Annotated in this window: 19 protein-coding genes; 14 read left to right on the forward strand and 5 right to left on the reverse strand. The window is 30.9% G+C overall.

Features of this window, described 5'->3' with window-relative positions; translation table 11 throughout:
* Positions 1-256: 256 nt before the first annotated feature.
* Positions 257-1,564 carry a DEAD/DEAH box helicase gene (locus tag KQ51_RS06050; RefSeq protein ID WP_038470185.1) on the forward strand — a complete coding sequence of 436 codons (1,308 nt, stop codon included), beginning with the start codon at positions 257-259 and terminating at the stop codon, positions 1,562-1,564.
* A 59-nt stretch (positions 1,565-1,623) separates the two neighbouring features.
* On the opposite strand, the gene KQ51_RS06055 is transcribed toward KQ51_RS06050, so the two are convergent.
* Positions 1,624-3,129 (reverse strand): SulP family inorganic anion transporter, encoded by a 1,506-nt coding sequence (locus KQ51_RS06055; RefSeq protein WP_052609282.1) that lies wholly within the window; start codon positions 3,127-3,129, stop codon positions 1,624-1,626.
* A 273-nt stretch (positions 3,130-3,402) separates the two neighbouring features.
* Here KQ51_RS06055 and KQ51_RS06060 point away from each other — a divergent pair, with 273 nt between their 5' ends.
* Positions 3,403-3,696 carry a hypothetical protein gene (locus KQ51_RS06060; protein WP_038470188.1) on the forward strand — a complete coding sequence of 98 codons (294 nt, stop codon included), beginning with the start codon at positions 3,403-3,405 and terminating at the stop codon, positions 3,694-3,696.
* Positions 3,693-4,460: an alpha/beta hydrolase gene (locus tag KQ51_RS06065; protein WP_038470191.1), complete on the forward strand. Its 768-nt coding sequence runs from the start codon at positions 3,693-3,695 to the stop codon at positions 4,458-4,460. Before KQ51_RS06060 ends, KQ51_RS06065 begins: the two co-directional genes overlap by 4 nt.
* 51 nt (positions 4,461-4,511) lie before the next feature.
* Here KQ51_RS06065 and KQ51_RS06070 read toward each other — a convergent pair whose 3' ends face one another.
* Positions 4,512-5,480, reverse strand: a complete 969-nt coding sequence (locus KQ51_RS06070) for an NAD(P)-dependent alcohol dehydrogenase (RefSeq protein ID WP_038470194.1) — start codon at positions 5,478-5,480, stop codon at positions 4,512-4,514.
* 211 nt (positions 5,481-5,691) lie between these two features.
* On the opposite strand from KQ51_RS06070, the gene KQ51_RS06075 reads away from it, so the two are divergent.
* The 4 genes from KQ51_RS06075 to KQ51_RS06090 all read left to right on the forward strand — a co-directional run bounded on the left by KQ51_RS06075 (position 5,692) and on the right by KQ51_RS06090 (position 8,223).
* The gene (locus KQ51_RS06075; RefSeq protein ID WP_038470197.1) at positions 5,692-6,540 is read left to right on the forward strand and encodes an ABC transporter ATP-binding protein; all 849 of its coding nucleotides are present in this window, start codon (positions 5,692-5,694) and stop codon (positions 6,538-6,540) included.
* A complete protein-coding gene (locus KQ51_RS06080; RefSeq protein WP_038470200.1) occupies positions 6,537-7,172 on the forward strand; it encodes an ABC-2 transporter permease in 636 nt (211 codons plus the stop codon). Before KQ51_RS06075 ends, KQ51_RS06080 begins: the two co-directional genes overlap by 4 nt.
* Positions 7,172-7,549, forward strand: coding sequence for a GntR family transcriptional regulator (locus KQ51_RS06085; protein WP_038470203.1), 378 nt, complete (start codon positions 7,172-7,174; stop codon positions 7,547-7,549). The genes KQ51_RS06080 and KQ51_RS06085 overlap by 1 nt, the downstream gene beginning before the upstream one ends.
* A 62-nt stretch (positions 7,550-7,611) precedes the next feature.
* The gene (locus KQ51_RS06090; RefSeq protein WP_038470206.1) at positions 7,612-8,223 is read left to right on the forward strand and encodes a hypothetical protein; all 612 of its coding nucleotides are present in this window, start codon (positions 7,612-7,614) and stop codon (positions 8,221-8,223) included.
* Between the two features lie 49 nt (positions 8,224-8,272).
* Here the strand turns inward: KQ51_RS06090 and KQ51_RS06095 are convergent, their stop codons facing one another.
* From KQ51_RS06095 to rnhC, 3 genes are all read right to left on the reverse strand, one after another.
* Positions 8,273-8,683, reverse strand: a complete 411-nt coding sequence (locus KQ51_RS06095; RefSeq protein ID WP_038470209.1) for a hypothetical protein — start codon at positions 8,681-8,683, stop codon at positions 8,273-8,275.
* 78 nt (positions 8,684-8,761) lie between these two features.
* Entirely contained in the window at positions 8,762-9,265 is a 504-nt protein-coding gene (locus KQ51_RS06100) for a ferritin (protein WP_038470212.1), read from the reverse strand.
* 65 nt (positions 9,266-9,330) lie between these two features.
* The gene (gene rnhC, locus KQ51_RS06105) at positions 9,331-10,257 is read right to left on the reverse strand and encodes a ribonuclease HIII (protein WP_038470216.1); all 927 of its coding nucleotides are present in this window, start codon (positions 10,255-10,257) and stop codon (positions 9,331-9,333) included.
* A gap of 66 nt (positions 10,258-10,323) precedes the next feature.
* On the opposite strand from rnhC, the gene KQ51_RS06110 reads away from it, so the two are divergent.
* The 7 genes from KQ51_RS06110 to KQ51_RS06140 all read left to right on the forward strand — a co-directional run bounded on the left by KQ51_RS06110 (position 10,324) and on the right by KQ51_RS06140 (position 17,151).
* On the forward strand, positions 10,324-12,642 hold the full coding sequence (locus tag KQ51_RS06110) for an endonuclease MutS2 (RefSeq protein ID WP_038470219.1): 2,319 nt from the start codon (positions 10,324-10,326) through the stop codon (positions 12,640-12,642).
* A gap of 73 nt (positions 12,643-12,715) precedes the next feature.
* The gene (gene trxA / locus KQ51_RS06115) at positions 12,716-13,024 is read left to right on the forward strand and encodes a thioredoxin (RefSeq protein WP_038470222.1); all 309 of its coding nucleotides are present in this window, start codon (positions 12,716-12,718) and stop codon (positions 13,022-13,024) included.
* Positions 13,025-13,088: 64 nt separating this feature from the next.
* Positions 13,089-13,970 carry a tRNA pseudouridine(55) synthase TruB gene (truB, locus tag KQ51_RS06120; RefSeq protein ID WP_038470226.1) on the forward strand — a complete coding sequence of 294 codons (882 nt, stop codon included), beginning with the start codon at positions 13,089-13,091 and terminating at the stop codon, positions 13,968-13,970.
* A gap of 1 nt (position 13,971) precedes the next feature.
* Positions 13,972-14,877, forward strand: coding sequence for a bifunctional riboflavin kinase/FAD synthetase (locus KQ51_RS06125; protein WP_052609284.1), 906 nt, complete (start codon positions 13,972-13,974; stop codon positions 14,875-14,877).
* 118 nt (positions 14,878-14,995) lie between these two features.
* A complete protein-coding gene (gene rpsO, locus KQ51_RS06130) occupies positions 14,996-15,265 on the forward strand; it encodes a 30S ribosomal protein S15 (protein WP_038470233.1) in 270 nt (89 codons plus the stop codon).
* Between the two features lie 100 nt (positions 15,266-15,365).
* Positions 15,366-16,490 carry an AI-2E family transporter gene (locus KQ51_RS06135; protein WP_038470236.1) on the forward strand — a complete coding sequence of 375 codons (1,125 nt, stop codon included), beginning with the start codon at positions 15,366-15,368 and terminating at the stop codon, positions 16,488-16,490.
* A gap of 139 nt (positions 16,491-16,629) precedes the next feature.
* Complete coding sequence (locus KQ51_RS06140) at positions 16,630-17,151, forward strand: DUF2179 domain-containing protein (RefSeq protein ID WP_038470239.1); 522 nt, start codon at positions 16,630-16,632, stop codon at positions 17,149-17,151.
* The last annotated feature ends 25 nt before the right edge of the window (positions 17,152-17,176 follow it).

Here is a 17,176-nt window from a genome sequence, read left to right on the forward strand (position 1 = left end):
TCCAATATCTTTAAATACTATAAATTAAAAAAAAGACTGATGTTATCGGTCTTTTTTTAAAATATCCCCTTAATGTAACTACATTTAAGCAATCTATCAAAACGTTTACATCAAATAGAATTACGATATAAAGTGAAAAACAATGCAAAATATTTGTTTTGTGTTATGATTGATTAGAATAATAGAGATATGTATCTTCAAAAGATAATTCATTTGATTGTATATATGTAATCTACAAAAAGGAGCAATCAAATAAATGACATTTAAAGAACTATACGTTATCGATCCAATATTAAAGGCATTAGAAGCTAAGGAATATTCTGAACCAACACCGATTCAACTTGAATCTATCCCGGTGTTGTTACAAGGAAAAGACATCCTAGGTAGTGCTCAAACAGGGACAGGGAAAACAGCAGCATTTGCAATCCCGATTCTTCAAAATCTACACTTTGAAAAAGTTAATGACCCTTCAAATAGAAATATCAAAGCACTAGTACTTGCACCAACAAGAGAACTAGCCTTACAAATTCATGACAACTTCAAAGAGTACGGTAGAAACATTAGACTAAGAACTACCGTAATTTACGGAGGAGTACCACAATCTAAGCAAGTTAGAATCCTCCAAAACGGTGTTGATATTTTAGTAGCTACTCCAGGTAGATTATTAGATTTAATCCAACAAAGAAAACTTACTCTTGCACATGTCACATATCTAGTTTTAGATGAAGCTGATAGAATGTTAGATATGGGGTTTGTTAAAGATGTAAGAAAAATTGTCGCAATGGTTAAAAAAGAAAGACAAACAATGTTCTTCTCAGCTACAATGCCACAGGCAATTGTAACTCTTTCCAATGAAATGTTACATAAACCAGTAAGAATAATGGTAACCCCAGAAGAAGAAATGATTGATAAAATCAAGCAATCTATTTACTATGTCGGTAAAAAGAAAAAGATTGATTTACTAGTTGATCTTCTTAAAAAGAAAGATCTAAAATCTGTTTTAGTATTTTCAAGAACTAAACATGGAGCTAATAAAATTGTTAAGCTATTAGATCAATTAGATATAGCTTCAGCAGCAATTCATGGAAATAAATCACAAAGTGCAAGACAAAAAGCCCTAAACTCATTTAAACAGAAAAAAACAAGAGTATTAGTCGCAACAGATATCGCAGCTAGAGGAATTGATGTTGACGAGTTATCTCATGTTATCAATTATGACCTACCAGAAGTCCCAGAAACATATATTCATCGTATCGGTAGAACTGGACGAGCTGGTCTAGGGGGAGTTGCTATTTCATTTTGTTCTCATGATGAAATAGATTTATTAAAAGATATTCAAAAGCATATCCAAATGCAAATTACTGTAAAGACAGATTCAGTATATGCAATAGAACCAAGTGCTTTACCAATTGAATCAAAAAGTAAAAGCAATCAAAGAAACAGCAATCAATCTAATAAAAGTAAAAACAATAAATCATATTCTCGTAAAAGAGCAAGAAATAAGAAAGTGACACCTAAGAACTACTCAAAATACGACAATAAGAATCGCTCTAGAAATAGATAATACTTTTAAAAAATAAAAAAGGACAACTTATAGAAAGTTGTCCTTTTTTTTAATTATAATTACTCAGGAAAAGCAAAATCACTATACAAGTAAATCTTACCAAGATTCTCCGCTTTCTTAACTATACGTTTACAATCCTTGTTGATATTTTTAACATAAATTCTTTTACCTAGTTTTTCATATTTCTCAGTAAGTAAACTTAATGCTTCAACACCAGAATAATCAAAGATTCTAGCATGCCCAAAATTAACAATTACTTTTTCTGGGTCATTTGTAGGATCAAATCTTTCATTGAAGTTTGCGACTGAACCAAAGAATAAAACACCTTTTACATGGTATTCTTTACAACCATTCTTGCTTTCAGCATATTCAATTAAAATGTTATTACCCTTCTTCCAGGCAAATACTAAACTTGAAGCAACAATACCAAGTCCAACAGCAATTGCTAAATCGGCAAAGATTGTTACGACTGTTACTAAGATGATAACAAAAGCATCACTTTTAGGTATTTTTCTAATGATTCTAAAACTTAACCATTCAAAAGTAGATATAACTACCATAAACATTACACCAGTTAATACAGCAATAGGAATTTGCTCAATAAGAGTAGAACCAAATAGAATAAATGTTAGTAAGAACAATGCAGCTGAAATACCAGATAATCTTGTTCTACCACCATTCTCAACATTGATCATAGATTGTCCAATCATAGCACAACCACCCATACCACCAAATAATCCAGTTACTGTATTGGCAATACCTTGGCCAATACATTCCTTATCAGTACTACCCCTAGTATCGGTAATATCATCAACAAGTCTAAGGGTCATTAGTGATTCAATTAATCCAATTGATGCAAAGATAAATGCATATGGAAGAATGATGCTTAAAGTTTCTGATTTAAAAGGGACTACAGGAATATGGAAAGAAGGAAGACCACCTTTAACACTCGCTAAATCACCAACTGTAGTTACATCAATATTAAAGATAAAGACAATTGAACTAATTGCGACAATCGCAATTAGAGCTCCAGGAATACTCTTTTTAATCTTCGGTAAATATTGCATCATCAACATCGTAATAATAACAATAATGATAGTAACTACAAAACGTAAATCAAATACCCAAACGCCATCTGTTTTAAAGTTACCAAGTTGAGCCAAAAATATTACGATAGCTAATCCGTTAACAAACCCTAACATAACAGTTTCAGGGATAATTCTAGAGAATTTACCTAATTTTAATAGACCAACCAATATTTGAATTAGACCCATTACCACAACAGCAGCAAATAAGTACTCAACACCATGTTCAAATACTAACTCAACCATAACAACTGCTAATGCACCAGTAGCTCCACTAATCATTCCTGGTCTACCACCAAAAATTGCTGTTAGTAAACCTACAATGAAGGCAGAGTATAATCCTACTAAAGGAGAAACTCCGGCTACAAAAGAAAATGCTATAGCCTCAGGAACTAATGCTAACGATACTGTAATTCCTGCTAATAATTCTGTTTTGATATCTCTTTTTCTATTAAAGAGATTATTAATAATTCTTGTCATAAAATCCTCGCCTTTCGAAAAAACACAAGACAAATAGTACCATATTCAGAGTCCGAAAACACCCTTTTTATGCGTAATTATTACATTCTAGAATAGAAAACGCTTGTATTATCAAATGATCAAATTTTAGGTAATATCAACTTCAATTTTAGCAGTTCAACTACCAGTTGAATAAATTCAATTTTCTAGTTATTGTTGATTTAATAGAACTGTAGTAAAATTTTAATAGTTAGAAAAATAAACTACTATTCAGTAATTAGGGAGTTGTGAAAAGTGAAGATAAAATTAGAAATAAAAGTATTTAGTAAAGAACGACCAAACGGGTTCATCTTTAATAAAATGTATGACGCAAGTGTTGTGCCTAACATCGGAGAAAAAGTAAAAGACAATATATTTGTCGAACACAAAAGCGTGATTGATGTCATTTATGATTTCGATCAAAATGAAGTAAAAGTATGTTTAATCAGTAAAGAAATGCCAGATCATGCATTGAATGGTCATATTCAGGAAGTAGCAACACTACATAACTGGGTTCAAAAAATAAAAAAAGAAGAGGATACTAAATGAAAGAATACACAGTAATAATTACTTATTCAGAAGAATTAGAAAGAGACGTAAAAGTATATGTCTCACTACCAGATAACTACCACAATAGTGACAAATCTTATCCAGTACTATATATGAATGATGGCGAAATCTTGTTTAATGATTACGACGGATATACTGGTAAGAGTTGGGGAATTATGGAAAGTTTTAAAACTGATCCAAGTTCACCAGAAGTAGTATTAGTTGGAATTATGTCAGCAGAAGTAAGAAATAATGAATTGTTCCCATTCACTTTTAAATCTCGTAAGAGTGATGCAGTGTTTGGTGGGAAGGCAAAGGATTATTTGGATTATATCGTAAATACATTGATGCCGGTAATAAATAAAAAATATCGAGTATTAACAACACCAGATAAAACAGGAATTTTAGGGATCTCAGTTGGTGGAGTATGCTCGATGTATGCAGCAACCTCACATTCAGAGCATTTCAAATTGTTTGCCAGTATTTCAAGTGCTCTAAGACCTAACTATAACGAAATGGTTGAGTTGATGGAAGAAAGTGATTTTTCTAATATCAATAAAATGTATCTAGATGTTGGAACGAATGAATCACCAAATGAGAATGTTAGTAAATTATATGTCGATACCAATCAGACAATAGCTAATATTTTAAAAGATAAAACCCACCCAGATAAAATCAAATTTGAATTAATAGAAGGTTCGCAACATATAGAAGAAGATTGGGATAAACGTTTCCCTAGTATAATTAAATACCTGTTTAATTAGGTAAAAATAGTAAAATAAAAAAAGCCCGAGGGCTTTTTTTTATTTTACATATTATATTACTCTTATGATTGTTTTACCAATTGTTTTGTTTTCCATGAAGTGTTTAATTGCATCTTTTCCAGCTGCAAGGGGGAATTCCTTATCAATATGAGGAACAATCAATTTCTTATTTAGCAAATCTGCCATTAAATCTAAATCGTCTTTAGAAATTTTAGCAACAAAGTTTGTAAAGAGCATATCTTTCTTTCCTCTTAAGAAAGGTTTCTTAATCATAATATCAGTTATTTGCTTCATTGAACCACCGGAAATAACATATCTTCCATCACTCTTTAAAGCATCTCGATATCTTGATAGCTTGTTATATCCGTTACAAGCAAGAATGACATCGTACTTAATATTACTAGCATCCCATTTCTCAACTTTGTAATCAATAATTATATCCGCTCCAGAAGCTTTAGCAACGTCGATATTTCTTGTAGAAACTACGGCAGTAACATGTGCTTTAAAGTATTTGCATACTTGGATCATGAAAGTACCAACCCCACCTGAAGCACCATAGATTAATACCTTGTCCCCTTCTTTAACGTTAGCTAATCTTGCACCTTGTAATGCTGTAAAACCAGCCATACTAACAGCAGCGGCTTCACTATGTGTAACGTTATCAGGTTTTAATGTCATTTGCTTTGGAATCATTACAGCATATTCAGAATAACCTGAAGCTTGATTCATCAAAAGTTCACCAAAAACAGCATCTCCAACTTTATAGTCTGTAATATTACTACCAACTTTAGTAATTACTCCAGAAACATCAGAACCAAGAACTTTATTCTTAGGTTTAAATAAACCAGTCATAAAGCGTAATGGTAATGGTTTTCCTTGAAGCATATAAACATCAGCTTGATTGATGCTAGCAGCATGAACTTTAATTAGAACTGAATCATCTGTAAGTTCTGGTTCTTCTACATCTGTATATTGAATGTTATTATAACCACCATACTTATTTCTTATAATTGCCTTCATATATTTCTCCTTTTTACTATATATCATAATGATATCATAATATTATTTTTCAGTGGCCAAGTACGCTAATATATAAAGAAGAAGCGTAAAAATTAACACTTTACAGAAGCGTATAGAGATTCCCTAAAGTTCCTAATCTTAACTCTTGACAAACCAATATTCTGCGTATATACTGTGTATGTGCAGTGAGCACAGTGAAAGAGGTGTAATTATGGATAGTTTAGTTGTAGAAAACTTAACAAAGACATATGAAAAGTTTAAATTAGATAATATATCATTCTCAATTCCAAAAGGATATATTATGGGGTTTATAGGAGAAAACGGTGCTGGGAAAACTACCACAATCAATGCGCTATTAAATGTAATAAAAAAAGATTCAGGGACAGTTACTGTGTTTGGTAAAAACATAGATGAACATGAACTTGAACTAAAAAAGAATATAGGGTTTGTATCAGGAGATTCGTTTTATCTAAAAAGTAAAGTTAATGATATTACTGATGTATATAAAAGATTCTTCACTGAATGGGATAATAATGTATATCAAGAATATTTAAAGAAATTCGATTTAGATCCTACTAAAAGACTAGAAGAACTTTCAAAAGGTATGAAAATGAAGTATTCAATAGCTCTTGCGTTATCACATCACGCAGAACTACTAATCCTTGATGAACCAACAAGTGGATTAGATCCAGTTGCTCGTGATGGATTACTTGAACTATTTCAATCATTAGTAGAAGATGGAAACGTAAGTATTTTGTTTTCAACACATATCACAAGTGATTTAGAAAAATGTGCTGATTATATCACTTTTATCCAAAAAGGTAAAATGATTGAATCAAGTTCTAAGGACGATTTAATTGATAAATACCGATTGGTTAACGGAACTGTCAAAGAATTAGATTCAATAAAGAGTAAACTTATTTCTTATAAAACAAATGCATTTGGGTTTAACGGTTTAATACAGACAGATAAAGTAGTTAAGAGCGATTCAATACGATATGGACAGCCATCATTAGATGACATCATGATATATTATGCTAACAAGGAGGAAATCAAATGAGAAATCTAGTATATAAAGAACTGAAATTATCAATACATAAGTTTTTCTTTATACTCCCAGTATTATTGGGATTACTAATGTTTATCCCTAATTGGATATTCTCACTTGTGTTTATGTATTTCTTCTGGATTTCCATATCACAAATATACTCAGGTTATATTGCAAAACAAGATCATAGTTTTAACGCAATGCTCCCTGTATCTAAGAGAGAAATTGTTTTATCAAAAGTAGTAGCCTTATTTATTATAGAAGGAGTACATTTAGCTGTAGGATTCTTCTTTGGAATAATCCACAATATGATTTACGGACAATGGAATTTCTTCTTAGATATAAATTATGCTTTCTTTGGAGCAATGGTATTACTATATGCGATATTCAATATTGTATTCTTACCTAACTACTTCAAAACTGGATATTATTTCGGAAAACCAGTGATTTATGGGAACATAGTTGTCCTAATATATGCATTTTTATTAGAGTTTAGTCAATTCAAACTGCAAATTGCACGTGATATCTTTGAAGGAAGTATCGGAACACAATTAATTGTTATGGTAGTAGGCGTTGGTATTTCAATAATCTTAAGTATTATAACAATCAAACGATCAATCCAAAATTATGAAAGCATTAATTAGTGGAATTTCTATCAGTAAGTAATCAATCACAAACGCCGATATACCAACAATTATATGAGCAAATATCATCACAAATATTAAATGGCATCTTAACATCTGACACCATATTACCTTCCATCAGAGGCATGGCGAAAGAATTACGTGTAAGTATCATTACTATTAAAAAAACATGGGAATTATTAGAAAGAAACAACTATATTTATACCGTAGCTGGAAAAGGATCATATGTTATGAAGAATACAAAGAAATCCCTAGAAAAGAAGAGACAGAAGACTATAAAAAACGTTCTAGAAGAGAACGTAAATAGATGTAAGCAAATGGGTATGTCAGAAGAAGAATTACTCATAGTGGTTTCTGAATTATATAATGTAACTTAAATAAAAAAGTAAGATGATGGTTCTCCATCATCTTTTCTTATATACTGAAATTAGGTGATACTATGGATTTTAATATACTATTTGATCAAATAATGCTTTTTCTTGGAAATTACGGTTTTATAATCGTAATTATCTTTGGACTTCTTCATCCCATTATTGATAATCCATGGGCTTTCTTTACAATGAGTTTAAGTTTTACTTTACTAGGCTTTCAATTAGGTTTCTTACTATTGATAGTAAGTAACATTTTAGGTATCATCATCTTATTTATATTCATTAAAAAAATTGATAATAGAACCGAACACTATCTCTATAAAAAGAAAGTAAGTGGTTATGTATTGAAATGGTTAGAATCAACCCCATCATGGAAACACATAATTGTTATCGGATTACCGCTAGTACCAACATTCTTTTTAAAGATAGCTTTTCCTTTTACTACCCTATCATTTAAAAGGTACTTTATTACCGTATTAGGTGCTTATATGTTTCTATACTCAATATACACGTTAGTATATTTTGGGTTACTCAGCTTTATAACTGACAATATTCCTGAATATGTTGGTATCTTGTTAATTATATTATTTACTGTTATTGTCTATTTCGGTAAGCAACTATATATAAAACTATTTGGGCCAAGAATTCAAAATGAAATTGTAAATGAAGACTTAATTTAATCGAGACAGAATAACTAACAAAAAAAGCGCAAATTTGCGCTTTTTATTTTTAGTTATATTGCTTAATATGCTCTTTTACAGCTAACATGATTTCTAATTTAGCGGTTTTTCTAATAACGTCATTAGCGCTATCTCGAGAATCTTTACCGCCACCATCAGCTTTTCTTTGATCAACCGCAATTGATTTCTTTTGCTGGTCTATTACTTTATTCAAAATACCAAGAGCTTGTTCTGGACTTGTTTTATAGTTTTCTAATATGAAGTTATAATCTCTAATCCCACTATGGCTCTTAACAAACATAAGAACTCCTAGGATAGCGATAATACCTCCACCAACACTGAAAACTAAGTTTGACAATATAAACCCTGCAACTAATCCAGCTAGTCCTATTGTAAGAAAAACAAAATCTACTGTATAAGTTGGCTTTAATTTTTTAATATTCTGCTCTAAACTTTGCATAGTACACCCCTTTACCTATTTTTTAATATTATATCAAATAAATTAAAATAAAAAAAGCGCTAATTAGCGCTTTTTACTCTATGCTTGATTTGGATCGACAAATACTCTTGTTGCTAATTCTTTATCTAACATATAAAGACCAGCATCTTTAACTAATTTGATTTTATCGATTAATGTAGAGAAGTTATCTTCCTCTTCAACTTGTTCATCAACAAACCAACCCATGAAGCTAATTGTAGCGTAATCACTTTCTTCGTGAGCTATCTTCATGATGTTATTGATTCTTGCAGTAACTTCAAATTCATGATTTAAAGCAACTTCGAATACTTCTAATACACTCTTATAATCAGTACGAGGATCTTCGAATCCTTTAATTAGTACTCTTCCACCACGTTCATTGATATATTTCATGAACTTAGTTGAATGAGCTAACTCTTCTTGATATTGAACAGCTAACCAATTTTCAAATCCAGGTAACCCTAATGTTGCGATATAACCTTGCATAGCTAAATATACATGAGCTGATTCAATTTCGAAATTTAATTGTTCATTAATTGCGTCTTCTAATCTTTTATTCATTATTATTCACTCCTTCATTCTTTCGTTTTATATTATATACCTTTGATTATTTAAAAACAACTATATAACTACCTTTTTAGTAAATCCTCACAGATTGCCTTAGCTTTTTCTAAATTCTTAAAATTTAGTTTAGCATAACTATATAAATAATTAATACCTTTATCCTTTATCATTCTAGCTGCAACCTTATCTACTTCGGCGTTAGCACCTTTTAGTAAGTGATACCCAGCTTCTTTACTTAAATTGTCAAAATGCTTTAAGAAAGCATATCTTGCGATAATACTACCTATTGCAACAGAAGCATATTTGCTTTCAGCTTTTGTTGTTAAGGTAACGTTTCGATATACTTTAGTTTCATCATTTAAATATCTAAAATAGAGTTTCTCTTCAGCAAACTGATCAATAATAACTTCTGGAGTTCCGTTTATTTTTCCTAACAAGTTAAGAATAGCTTTATTATGTAAATAAGCCTTTATCTTGTTCATATTAAAGCCACGCTTTGTTAACTCATTAAACTTTTCATTATGTAAAGTTAATAAACTGAAAGGAACACGGTCTTTCAACTGTTCACCAATTATCAATATTTTATCATCAGATATCTTTTTAGAATCATCAATACCTAATCCTTTAACAAATTCGATATCCTCTTTCCTTAAATAAGCAGCACATACAGTAACCGGACCAAAGAAATCGCCAGTCCCAACTTCATCACTCCCGATTGAGGGATAGAAGTAGTCGTTGTATAAAGGTGTTTTTACCTTTTTCTTTTCCTTAGGCTCTTCACTTATATTTAACATAATCTTCCACATGTCGTATTCCGGTTCACTATCTTCACCTTGAAACATTACTTTACCTGATTTATAAACCGATACACTAATAAAATCCGTTTTTGCGAAAAAACGGATATGTTCATTATTCGAAGATTTTTTATAATCTTGATAGAAAGCGATGACTCTTAATACATCTGGTTCATCTAATTTAAGCACAAAGTTCATTAAATCCACCTCACCTCTATTATTTTAACACATTATTTGTTAAAATAATATTCAGGAGTGATGAATATGCATTTTAATACAAACACATTAGAATTTGATAAAGTTAAAGCCCTTATCAAACAAAAAGCCCATACTTTAAAAGGGAAAGTACTCGTTGATGAATTTACACCAACAAATAACTCCTTACAAATCACCAGACAATTAAATGAAACAAACCACGCTTTTGATATTTTAGTTAAATACAAAGAACCACCATTTGGTGGAATTAGAGATTTATCTGATACCCTTCAAAAAGCCCGTATCTATTCAGTTCTTAGACCAACTGAATTTTTAGATATTATTGGTTTGATTGAAGCGAGTAGGAATAACGTTAGATTTTATGATAACGTTAAAGATAACCTTATAGAAGGTGAATATCTCGATGATTACTTCTTAAGTATTTCGAAATTACCCGGACTCAAACAAGAAATCGAACAAGTGATTTCTATCGATGGATATATCCACGATAGTGCTTCAAATGATTTACTTAAAATAAGAAATAAGATTAAAACAAATGAAAGAAGAATAACCGAAAGACTAAATAATATCTTAAACACTCAAAAAACTAGATTAGCTGAGAGTTTAATTACAATAAGAAACAACCGTTTTGTTGTTCCCGTTAAACTAAGTGAAAAGAATAACTTTAAGGGAACTATCGTTGATTATTCATCAAGTGGTGAAACAGCATATATGGAACCGACAGTTGTTGCGGAACTCAATAATAAAATCAGTCTATTAAAATTAGATGAGCAAAAAGAAATTGAAAGAATCTTAAGAGATTTAACAATTAAAGTCGCAGATCAACATGAGCCATTATCTAATAACTTTGTTTTGCTAACAAAAGTAGATGCAATCTTTGCCAAGGCAAAGTTTGCACTTGAATATGATTGCTTGATGCCAGAAATAACTGAATCTGAAGTTAATTTAAGGAAGGCAAGACATCCTTTAATCAATCAAAAAGAAGTTGTTGCTAATACAATTACTTTTAATGAAGGAGAAAGATTAATAATTATCACAGGACCTAATACCGGTGGTAAAACTGTTGCGTTAAAAACAATGGGATTATTATCACTAATGGTTCAATCAGGAATGCTGATACCCGTTGATGAAGAAAGTAAAACAATTATTTTTGAAAATATCTTCGCTGATATCGGAGATGAGCAATCAATTGAGCAATCACTTTCAACATTTAGTTCTCATATGACAAGAATCATTGATATCATAACTAATTTAAGTGTTGGTAGTTTAATCTTACTAGATGAACTTGGTAGTGGGACAGATCCAAAAGAAGGAGCAAGTCTAGCTATAAGTATTCTAGACTATATTAGAATCAGAGGAGTTTATGTTATCGCAACGACTCATTATCCGGAACTAAAAGCTTATGCTTATAATAAAGATGAAGTAGTAAATGCTAGTGTTGAATTTGATGTTGATACCTTAAGTCCGACATATAGGTTATTACTCGGAACTCCTGGAAAATCTAACGCCTTATTAATTAGTGAAAGACTAGGACTTCATGAAAAGATAATTAAAGCAGCTAAAGAAAATGTCTTAACTTCAAAAAGTGAAGTAACAGACCTTATTAATAAGTTAGAAAAACAAGGTAACACTCTCGACCAAAAGATTAGAGAATACGAAGATCTTATCTCTAATTCAAAATCATTGGTCAAAGAGAACGAGAAGTTAAAGGTTGACCTTATTAAAGAAAAACAGTCTTTAAGTAAGAAAGTATCAGTAGAACAGAGTCAAATTATTAAGGAAACAAAACAATTAGCTCTTAACCTTATCAAAGAAATTGAAGAGATTAAGAAATCTGGGGAGATTAAAGATCACCAGATTGCTAATATGAAGTATAAAACTAAGCAACTAAACTTAGAAGAATCATTAGAATCATCGACTAAAAACCATGAATATAAACCAGGTGATTTAGTAAACGTCCTTAAGTTTAGTAGAACTGGTGAATTAATCAAAAAACAGAAGAATAAATGGGTTGTAAAAATGGGCGCATTAAGTTCAGTATTTAAAGAAACTGATTTTGAATTTATTGAAGAAAAGAAACCCCAAGTATTAAAAAGTAAAGTAACATCAAAGATTAAAAAACACGTAAAAGGTGAAGTTGATTTAAGAGGACTTAGATATGAAGAAGCTCGAATAGAGCTAGATCGATATATTGATGACTGTATAATGACAAATATGCCATTTGCTAGCATCATTCATGGGTACGGAACGCTTACCTTAAGAAAGTTAGTAAAAACCTATTTAGACAGTAATAGTCTCGTTTTAAAACACCGTGATGGTGAAGGTAGTGAAGGAGGACAAGGTGTTACTGTAGTTTATTTTAAATAAATGGGCAAAATATTTGAATAACTGTTTAAAAACATTTATAATTAATTTGAATATTATTGAAGGAGGAATTTGAATGGCAGTAATTTACGCAAATGCAAGTGACTTTGCAGAAAAAACAAAAGAAGGTACAATCATCTTAGACTTCTACGCAGATTGGTGTGCACCATGCCGTATGTTAGGTCCTGTACTTGAACAAATCGCAGAAGAAAACGAAGATATTAAAGTAGTAAAAGTTAATGTTGATGAAAACCAAGGATTAGCTCAAGATTTTGGTGTTAGAGGAATCCCTGCATTATTCGTATTAAAAGAAGGTAAAAATGTAGCTAATAGAGCTGGATTTATGCCAAAAGACGCTCTTGTTGAATGGGCTAAAAACGCATAAAAAATAACCAAGTTTAAAACTTGGTTTTTTTTTGCATTTTTGTTATAATACTTACGGTGATATTATGAACGGAATTATATTAGTAAACAAGCCAAAAGACTACTCTTCTCATGACGTAGTTAATGTCTTAAGAAGATACCTAAAAACCAAGAAAATCGGTCATACAGGAACTTTAGATCCTGACGCAACTGGTCTTTTAGTATTAGGTGTTAACCATGGAACAAAAATAATTAAATATTTAAACAATGATATAAAAGAATATATCGCAGAAATTTGTATTGGTTCTTCAACGGAAACTCTAGATAAAACCGGAGAAGTTATCGATACAGCTGTTGTAAAAGACTTAGAGAATGTTGATGAAGTAATCGCTTCATTTAAAGGTATATATACCCAAACACCTCCTATGTATAGCGCCATTAAATATCAAGGTAAAAGACTATACGAATACGCTAGAAAAGGTATCACAATACCTGATATCCCCTCTCGGGATATCGAAGTATTTGACATCGAAAGAATAAGTGATATTGTATATAAGGAAGATAAAGCTTATTTCAGCTACCGAGTCCTTGCTTCTAAAGGTCTTTATGTTAGAACGTTATCTTATGATATAGGAAAAAAACTAGGATATCCTAGTCATAACTATGAGCTACATCGTACCAAAGCAGGTAAGTTTAAGATAGAGGATAGTTATACCTTAGAAGAAATCGAAAAAGGGAACTACAAACTAATATCTCTACCAGATGCTTTAGACGAATTACAAACAGTTGTTATTCATGATGACTTTAGACATCATATCAAGAACGGAATGGCAATAAGTCTTAGATATTTTAATAAACACACTTTAACTAAAATAGTTGATGAAGACAATAACCTATTAGCTATTTATGATAAACATCCAACAGAACCAAAAATGAAAGCAATCAATATTTATAAAAGGACTGAATAATATGGAAGTAATAAAACTAAATGGTAGAAAAATAGCCCCAAACACAGTCGCAGCTATCGGCTTTTTTGACGGTGTCCATTTAGCGCATAAAGCTTTAATTAATAAAACAGTAGAATACGGAAATAAGCACAATCTAAAAAAAGCCGTAATAACTTTTGATATCCATCCCAAAAGTATTTTATTTGGGTTAGATTATTTTTATATCACACCACTTAAAAGAAAAATCGAAATCATCCAAGAATTTGATATCGATTATTTATATGTTATCGAATTTACCAAAGAGAAAGCATCATTACATCCCCATGAGTTTATTAATTACTATTTAAATGGGATAAATACGATTGTCTGTGGGTTTGACTTCAAATTTGGTGTCAGAGGTAGTGGAAGTGTTAAAACCTTAACAGAGCATCCAGAAATCAATACCATCATCGTTGATGAAATCACTTATGATGGTTATAAAGTTGGTAGTACTCATATTAGAGATTTAATAAATAGCGGTTTAGTTGATCAAATCTTTGATGTAATGGGTGATTACTACAGTGTTAGAGGTGAAGTAATTCACGGAGCTAAAAAAGGACGAACTATCGGTTATCCAACAGCAAACATTGATACGAATGATTACTTAATTCCTAAAACTGGTGTTTACGTTACCTTAACAAAAGTTCAAGGAGTTTGGCATAAATCAATGAGTAGTGTTGGTCACAACCCAACATTAAACTGTATGACAGATGTTAGTGTTGAATCATATCTCTTTGATTTTGATCAAGAGATATACGGGGAAACAATCGAACTTAAATTCATTAAAAGATTACGAGATGAATTAAAATTCGACTCTGTTGAAGCCCTTGTTGCACAAATTGATCAAGATGGTGTAGATTCACTTAAGATTTTACAAGATATCATATAATATTACTTGCATATTGTAATCAGTATGCTATAATAATAAACGCGCCTAATACTTTGTTTATCGTTCTCCAACGATCTACTAGGTTCTAGGTAAGAAAAAATATAAGGAGGAATTAATTATGGCAATGAGCAAAGAAGCTAAATTAGCTATCGTTAAAGATTACCAAATCAAAGATAACGATACTGGAAGTCCAGAAGTTCAAGTTGCAATTCTTACAAAAGAAATTGAAGAGTTAAACGGACATTTACAAATTCATAAGAAAGATCACCATTCAAGACGTGGTTTACTAATGAAAGTTGGACACAGAAGAAACTTACTAAAATACTTAGCTAAAAAAGATATCGTAAGATATAGAGAATTAATTAAACGTTTAGGTTTAAGAAGATAAGTAAACTAAAAAGGCACTTCAAGTGCCTTTTTTTATTTACTTGTCACTATATATAATTACTTAAATATTTGATATAATATCACATGTAGGAGATGATACTATGAAAAAAGACAGAAGAATTAAAATTCTCCAAACAATGGGGATTATTACATTAGCATTGATTTCAATGTATTATATTAACGAGTTGTTTGGTTCACAGATTAGTGTATTTAGGAGTGCTGTTAACTCAATCTTACTTCCATTTGGGATTGCATTATTCATGAGTTATTTATTACAACCTTTAGTAACACTATTAGAAGAAAAAGCCAAAATAAAGAAAAGAATACTCACTGTGATAATTGTATTTATTATTGTTATTGCTGTATTAACAGGGTTTACATACTTTGTTGGAGATATCATTTATAAACAAGGTGTTTCATTTCTTGAAAATGATCTAGAAAGTATTGTTGATTGGTTTAATAACTTTATTGCTGGTAATGATACATATCAAGATATATATAATACTGTTATAAGTTATATCAACTTTGAAAACGCACAACCAGTAATATTTAACGCAGTTAACATATTACGAGGATTAAGTGGACTCATCGTTGTAATTGTCTTAATTCCTGTATTCTTATTCTTCTTACTCAAAGAAAAAGAAACGATTTTCAAAGGTATTGTTTCGGTAGTTCCGAAAAACTATCAGAATCACGCAAAGGAATTAGGTAAACGAGCTAACTATGTAATTCAAAAATACTTTAATGGTAGATTTTTAAGTATGTTAGTTATGTCGATTTTGTTATCGATTATGTTCTTTGCCTTCGGATTTAACTTTGGTCGAGCTATCTTCTTTGGTTTTATCTTAGGATTCTTAGACATAATTCCTTACATTGGTAGTTTCATTGGTTTATTACTACCAGTCTTATACTCATTCACAGTCCAAGACACATTATGGCTTGGTGAATGGACATTTATTGGATTAATTGGTGTGAATGGTGTTTTACAAGCATTCCAAGGAAATATCTTACAACCTTATATCATGGGAAAAGAGGTAAACCTTCATCCTTTACTTGTTTTAGTTAGTTTCATATTCTTTGGGGTATTATTTGGAATAACCGGAATCATACTAGCTATTCCAATTACAGGAATTATTAAAACAAGTGTTGAGTATTTTAATGAGTTAAAAGCAAATGAAAAAGCAAAAATAAAACCAAAAAAAATCACAAAAACTAAAGCGACGTAGGTCGCTTTTTCTATGACTAAATAATCACTGAAAACACTTTCAAAAAAACTTGTAAACATTAGTGTTGACAAAGCTAAATAACGGGTATATTATATGGGCTATTAATACACAAAAAAATAATTGAAAAGAGGTGTTTACAATGAGTGGTATTACATTATATTTAGTAATATTTGTTGTTAAAGTTATTGAAGTGAGTTTGGCGACTTTGAGGATGGTTCTAATTACTAAGGACGAAAGAGTTAAAGGCGCAGCTATAGGGTTTTTTGAAGTTATTATTTGGGTTCTTGTTGTAAGTGCTGTCTTACAAAATATCACAGAAGATCCTTTCAAAGTTGTTGTTTATGCTTTAGGATTTGCTGTTGGAAATTTCCTTGGAAGTTTACTAGAAAATAAACTTGCAATAGGGGTTACAAATATCGAAGTTATTGCTCATAAACTTCACGGTAAAAAACTAGCAAAACATTTGCGAGCAAATGGGTTAGCAGTTACGAGTGTTAGTGCGTACGGAATGAATGACAAAAGAGAGATTCTTTATATGCATATTCCGCGTAAAAAAGTAAAGCAAACAGTCAAGCAAATTAGATCATTCCAAGAGGATGTAGTTATAACAGTTAATGATATTAAACCAGTCTATGGTGGATACAAATTAATGCGAAAATAGCAGGGAGTTAATCTCTGCTATTTTT

This window comes from Candidatus Izimaplasma bacterium HR1 (assembly GCA_000755705.1).
Lineage (GTDB): Bacteria > Bacillota_I > Bacilli_A > Izemoplasmatales > Izemoplasmataceae > Xianfuyuplasma.